At 58.9% G+C, this 6,276-nt stretch carries 6 protein-coding genes and 1 pseudogene; 1 reads left to right on the forward strand and 6 read right to left on the reverse strand.

Annotated features, from left to right (window positions below):
* Positions 1-227: 227 nt before the first annotated feature.
* A pseudogene (locus QQZ17_RS05800) lies at positions 228-856 on the forward strand (siderophore-interacting protein).
* Positions 857-959: 103 nt separating this feature from the next.
* On the opposite strand, the gene QQZ17_RS05805 reads toward QQZ17_RS05800, so the two are convergent.
* From QQZ17_RS05805 to QQZ17_RS05825, 6 genes are all read right to left on the reverse strand, one after another.
* The gene (locus QQZ17_RS05805) at positions 960-2,609 is read right to left on the reverse strand and encodes a glycerone kinase (protein ID WP_032669180.1); all 1,650 of its coding nucleotides are present in this window, start codon (positions 2,607-2,609) and stop codon (positions 960-962) included.
* Positions 2,610-2,683: 74 nt separating this feature from the next.
* On the reverse strand, positions 2,684-4,102 hold the full coding sequence (gene dhaM / locus QQZ17_RS05810) for a dihydroxyacetone kinase phosphoryl donor subunit DhaM (RefSeq protein ID WP_032669181.1): 1,419 nt from the start codon (positions 4,100-4,102) through the stop codon (positions 2,684-2,686).
* A 10-nt stretch (positions 4,103-4,112) separates the two neighbouring features.
* Positions 4,113-4,745: a dihydroxyacetone kinase subunit DhaL gene (dhaL, locus tag QQZ17_RS05815; protein WP_007372179.1), complete on the reverse strand. Its 633-nt coding sequence runs from the start codon at positions 4,743-4,745 to the stop codon at positions 4,113-4,115.
* A gap of 10 nt (positions 4,746-4,755) precedes the next feature.
* Positions 4,756-5,826, reverse strand: coding sequence for a dihydroxyacetone kinase subunit DhaK (gene dhaK / locus QQZ17_RS05820; protein ID WP_020077889.1), 1,071 nt, complete (start codon positions 5,824-5,826; stop codon positions 4,756-4,758).
* Between the two features lie 188 nt (positions 5,827-6,014).
* Entirely contained in the window at positions 6,015-6,209 is a 195-nt protein-coding gene (locus QQZ17_RS26315; RefSeq protein ID WP_306292842.1) for a hypothetical protein, read from the reverse strand.
* Positions 6,191-6,276: hypothetical protein (locus tag QQZ17_RS05825; protein WP_002910498.1), on the reverse strand; the 86-nt coding region annotated here is incomplete at its 5' end. The genes QQZ17_RS05825 and QQZ17_RS26315, both read right to left, overlap by 19 nt.

Below are 6,276 nucleotides of genomic sequence, written 5' to 3' on the forward strand. Positions count from 1 at the left end.
ATGTTATTTAGATATATCTAATTCATATCTAAAGTTTATCGACTTGCAAGTCTATAAAATAATTTTTGTTTAATTTGATGATTATTAATGGTTTTTATGGGTTGCTGATAGCTGTTTAATCTCAAGCTGACTATATCAAAAAAGTGCTTGCAATCTTTTTGATTAGCAATCATTATCATTTAAAAATAAATTTAGATATATCGTATTATCTTCACGAAGGCGAAAAAATGACAAAAAACACCTCACGCTACCCACAGCGCGTGCGTAACGAACTACGTTTTCGCGAATTAACCGTGCTGCGCGTTGAGCGTATCGGCCAGGCGTTCCAGCGGATCGTGCTGGGGGGCGAGGCGCTGGATGGCTTTGTTTCACAAGGTTTTGACGACCACACCAAACTGTTTTTCCCGCAGGCGGGCAGCGTATTTACGCCGCCGGAAGTGACCGACGAAGGCATTAACTGGGGCGAGGGCGTGCGCCCGGCTCGCTGGTGGTGCCGGAAGATTACGCCTGGCAGCTTTATGTCTGTGACGAGTCGGGCATGCCGGCGCTGCGCCGTCGCCTGCTGGGATTACGTCAGCTGCCGGTGACGCCGCAGGTGACGGCCATCGTCACCGTCGCGGATGCTTCGTATAAAGATTATCTGGCGGATCTCGACGGCTTTAATATCGAATGGGTGGTAGGCCACAACCCGGCGTTCGTCGCCGAGCGGCTGGCTCAGGTCAAGGTGCCGTCAGAAGATTATTTTATCTGGCTGACCGGAGAAGGCGGCGTGGTGAAATCGCTGCTGGCGCGCTTTGAGGAGCCGAGTATCGATCAGCAACTGGTGCGTTCGCAGGCGTACTGGCATAGCAAATAATCGGCAGTGTGGTAAACCCGGATGGCGGCGCGTTGCGCCTTCTCCGGGCTACCTTTCAATGGTGTTATGTCGCCCCGGTAAGCGCAGCGCCACCGGGTGAGGCTTAGCGTTCCGCCAGCGCCTTAAACACCATCGCCACCGCGTGGGCGCCGGGGTCCATATTGCCGAGCAGGCTCTCGCTATTGAGATAGGAGGCGCGTCCGGCGCCGGCTTTGCTCGACTGGCAGGTGCGATCCGCGCCGGCCTGCGCCGCGGCGAAAGCGGCCTGCAGATTATCCGGTTCGGCCAGCAGCGCCGCCAGCGCCGGCTGTAGAGCGTCAATCATCGTCCGGTCGCCCTCATCGGCGCCGCCGTAAAATTTCATCTGCCCCAGACCGGCGTTCAGCGCTTCCGCCATGCTGGCGCCTTGCTCCAGCTTCTGCCCGGCGGCGGTGAAGAAAATCGACATCAATACGCCGCTGGAGCCGCCCATCACCACCGTCAGGCGTTCGCCAATTAGCGCGAACAGCGTGGGTAAATCATTGAGCGGCAGTTGCTGGCGTTGCAATAGAGCGGCAATCGCACGCGCGCCAGCGGCGAAAGTGGAGCCGGTATCGCCGTCGCCCACTTTGGCGTCAAGCGCGTTGAGATGGGTTTCGAGGCCGGAGAGGGTGCTGGTCACCTGCGCCACGTAATCGCCCACCTGCGGGTTGGCCGATGGCGTAAAGGCGACGCGTGCGCTGGCGAGCGCGGACGGCATGATATTAACAGCCCGCGGCTGCACCGGCTTCTGCCAACTGGCGGTTTCGACATCCGACAGCAGCGCCTTTTCAATGCTCTCTTCCAGCACGATAGTGGTCAGCGAGAAGCCTTTCATATCCAGCGCCGTTACCAGCGAAGCCGGGCCAATCAACCAGTCAACGCGCGCATGGAGTGGGGTGTTGGCCAGCTCGCGGGTCAGAATCGCCATCTCGGCCACCGACACGCCGCCGAGATTATTGAGCATCACCGCCAGGCGGCCGGTTTCAGGTAGGGCGGCGGTCAGCTTCTCTACCATAATCTGCATGATTTCCGCGCTGTTATGGGTCGCGATCGTCGAGGCTCCCGGTTCGCCGTGGATGCCCATCCCCAGCTCGGCGTGGCCGGGCTGATGGCGCGGCGCGCTTTCCGCTTCCTGCGGCAGATGACAGCTGGAAAGCGCAACACCCAGGCTGAAGGTGTTGTTGGCTGCGTACTGCGCTTCACGCAGGACGGTGGCGAGGTTGAAGCCGCGCTCGGCGAAATAGCCCGCCACCTTATGCACAAGAATAGTCCCGGCGATACCGCGCGGCTGTTTGTTATCCGGCAGCGAAATATCGTCGCCGACGATCAGCATCTCTACGTTATAGCCAAGACGGCGTGCTTTCTCCGCCGCGAGGCCGAAGTTAAGCCGATCGCCGGTGTAGTTTTTAACGATCAGCAGACAGCCCGCCTCGCCGGTCACCGCCTGAATCGCGGTGAGTACCGCATCGACGCTCGGCGAGGCGAACAGATCGCCGCAGACCGCGGCGGTCAGCATGCCTTTACCAATAAAGCCGACGTGCGCCGGTTCATGGCCGGAGCCGCCGCCGGAAATCACCGCCACGTTGTTTTTATTCAGATCGCGGCGTACCACTACACGGATCGCCGGGTCGCTCTCCAGGCGGGCGAGGTTGTTCCACGGGCTGGCAATAATGGTTCCCTCGATCACGTCGTTAACGAGGCTGGCGCGCTGGTTAAAAAAGAATTGAGACATAGTGGTTCCTGATCAGTAAGCGAAAACTCACCCTCCGGAGGCGGGCCCCCGGAGTGGTAACGGTCAAAGTGGATTTAGCGACGAATAAGACGTTGCAGACGCATATCGAGCGTGATGGCTTCGCCAGGCTGAATATCATTCAGCGCTTCGCCCTGCTGGCATAGCCAGGCGATCCCCGCCGCGCGGGCGATAATCGCGCCGTGGGACTGTTCGCTGCCGTCGCGCAGGCACAGGCCGGTGACCTTGCTGGCATCCAGTTGGAGTACAGTCGAGGGATAAATATTGTCGGCGATAATAATCGTCGGCTCACTGGCGAATGGCAGCGTCTCCTTAATACCCTGCAGATGGCGCAGCGTGCGCTGCAGAATATCGTCGACATCGATATAACGGGCCTGCAGATAGGCGTCATCCAGCTGACGATACTGCTGGCTGAGCTCCATCAGCACTTGATGCCACGCCCATTCCGCCGAGCACTGTTCGGTGAGCAGGCGATCGTTGGCGGCATCAAACAGATCTTCATCGTCGAGCAAGGTGTGATGACCGGCGAAGATCGCCGCGATATCGGCGTTAAATTTGTGTTCCGCCAGCTCGGTGAGCGCATTGAGATCGGCCAGCGTCTGGTCGATCGCCTGGCGCAGGCGCTGCTGCTCGCGGGCGATGTCGGCGGCGGCGGGGAGCGCCGGTTGGATCGGCGCCAGCGGATAAAGCATCGCGGCGCCTTCAACACGCGCAGGTATGGCGGGTTCCGCTGTCGGCTGCGCCTCCGGTGACTCGCCGAAGTTATCGGCGGCCAGCGCCTGAAACGCCGCCAGCGCCGCATCGGCGTCCGGACCGCGGGCCAGCAGGCGCAGCTTATCGTGGCGGCGCACCTGTAGCAGAGCGATTTGATTCAGACTGTCCGGGGTGACGCATTTGCCGTTTTTCTCCAGCACCAGGTCGGCGTTAAAACCCGCCAGCGCGGCGACCAGCTTTGATGCCGGACGCACGTGCAGGCCGTTGTGATTGTTAATAATGACTGAAACCGATTTAGCATCGCCGTCGTCAGCAAGCGTTGGGGCGGCGGCGTCAGGCGTGTGCGAAGGTAAACCCAGCTGAACCCGCTTGGCTTCCAGGGCGTTCATGGCATCGGCGATAACTTTGTCGATCCCGGCGCCGGAGGCGGCGCTGACGGTGGCCGCCAGCGTCCCTTCGACCAGCGGCGCGGCGCACAGCCGCACCTTTGCCGCCATCGCCGGATCGAGCAGATCGAGGGCGGTTTCGGCGCTGAGCAGGGCGCTGCCGATATCCATCATCACCAGAACATGGTCGGTATCGGCGACGGATTCGATCGCCTCCATGACTTTAATCGGATCGGTGCCGATCGGGCTGTCGGGATCGTCGATCCCGGCGGCGATCGCCAGCTTACAGCCATCGTTCATTAACATCTGCCGGGCCAGTTCTCCGACACCTTCGCCCAGCCGGGCGCTATGAGAAACAATAACCAGGTTTACCATCGCGATTTCCTTACTCTTTGGCGGCGGCAGCCAGCATCTGAACCATAAACAGCACCGAGGTCGCGCCGGGATCCTGATGCCCGATGCTGCGCTCGCCGAGATAGCTGGCGCGGCCTTTACGCGCCTGCATGGTGATGGTGGCGTGGGCGGCGCGCTCGGCCACTTCGCAGGCGGCATCCAGCGCGGCAGGGATAGACAGATGTTGCTCGCTGGAATGACGCAGGGATTCCACCACCGGCAGCCAGACGTCGCACATCGTCTTATCGCCCGGCTCCGCTTTACCACGGTTGACGACGCCGTCCGCGCCTTCGCGGATCATCTGATAAAGCTCGTCGAGGGTCAGGCTCTGATGCGCCTGGGTGACCTGGGCGGCGCGGATAAAGAAGGTGCCGAACAGCGGGCCGCTGGCGCCGCCGACGTTGGAAAGCAGCGTCATCCCGGTATTCTTGAGAATAAAACCGATGTCTTTATCGGCGATCGACGGCAGCTTTTCGACCACTTTGCTGAAGCCGCGATGCATATTGAGGCCGTGGTCGGCGTCGCCGATCTCTTTATCAAGGCCGGTGAGAAAATCGCTCTGTTTGGTGAAAATGTCGCCACAGCGGTACAGCCAGTCGACGATTTGCGTTCTGTTCAGTGACATGTCGTGCTCCTTATTTTCCCCAGTTCAGCGCTGGGGTATGGACCGGGGCGTCCCATAACGCCAGCGTGTCATCATCCGCTTTCAGCAGGGTGATGGAGAAACCCGCCATATCCAGCGAGGTGCAGTAGCTGCCGATGAGGTTGCGTTCAATCACAATGCCGGACGCTTCGCAGCGCTGGGCAAGGCGGTTGTAAACGCCGTACAGTTCGGAAAGCGGGGTGGCGCCGAGGTTATTGACCAGCGCGATAACCCGATCGCCGTTTTGCAGCGCGGTTTTGCTCTGTTTCACTTCCTGCCACGCTCCCTTGACGTTATCCCACTGGCGCAGCGTGCGGCTGTATGCGCCGTTTTCCAGCAGGGTATCGAACATCTCATCGACGGTTTGGTCGAGCGAGCTGAAGCGGCGGCGGTCGATACCCGGCTCGCCATGGATGCCGACGCCGAACTCCATCTCATCATCTTTCAGGGTAAAGGAGGGCTGTCCGGCGGCCGGTACGGTGCAGGCGCCCAGCGCGATGCCAATCGAGTGACCAAGGTTATTTAAACGGCGGCCCAGTTCAGCGCAGGCTTCCAGCGAGTCGCCGCGTTCGGCGGCGGCGCCGACCAGTTTTTCAATCAGCACGGTATTGGCGACGCCGCGGCGTCCGGCGGTATAGAGGCTGTCTTTTACCGCCACGTCGTCATCCACCACGACGGTGGTAACCTTAACGCCACTTTCGTGCAGCAGCTCGGTGGCGGTCTCAAAATTCAGGATGTCGCCGGTATAGTTTTTGATAATCAGCAGGACGCCTTCGCCGCCGTCAATCTGCATCGCGCATTCGAACATTTTGTCCGGCGTCGGCGAGGTGAAAATTTCCCCCGGACAGGCGCCGGAGAGCATGCCCTGGCCGATGTAGCCGCAGTGCATCGGTTCGTGTCCGCTGCCGCCGCCGGAGAGCAGCGCCACTTTGCCGGCGACCGGTGCATCAGCGCGGGTGACATAGACCGGGTCCTGGTGCAGCGTCAGTTCAGGATGCGCCTTCGCCAGGCCGATAAGCTGTTCACTCAGTACATCTTCCACACGGTTAATCAGTTTTTTCATTGTTTATGCTCCGTAGGGTAGGGGGAGGTCGCCTGTCTATAAGGGTAGCCCGGCGATGTAGTGATTCTGGCTGAGCGGGCGCAAAATAAAATGCCGTCAAAATTGATTCCATAACGGAACGTAGAAAAGAATTTTTGTTCCTTTATGGAACATTAATTGCCGATAAACAGGAGAAATGCGAGCCAGCGCTAATAATTTGTCCGTTTTTTTCTGCTATGGAAGGTGCGAATAAGCAGGTCATTTCTTCCCAAGCTGACTCGCTGATTAAAATTTCGCGGATCTGGGCCGATTTTTTTCCCGCAAACACATCGAATCAGCCTATTTAGGCTATTTTTTCCACCATTTCTGGCGTTATTTCCGGTTTTTACTGAGATCTCTCCCACTGACGTATCATTTGGTCCACCCGAAACAGGTTGGCCAGGGTGAATAACATCGCCAGTTGGTTATCGT

This window comes from Citrobacter sp. T1.2D-1, assembly GCF_950098555.1.
GTDB classification, from domain to species: domain Bacteria; phylum Pseudomonadota; class Gammaproteobacteria; order Enterobacterales; family Enterobacteriaceae; genus Citrobacter_A; species Citrobacter_A telavivensis.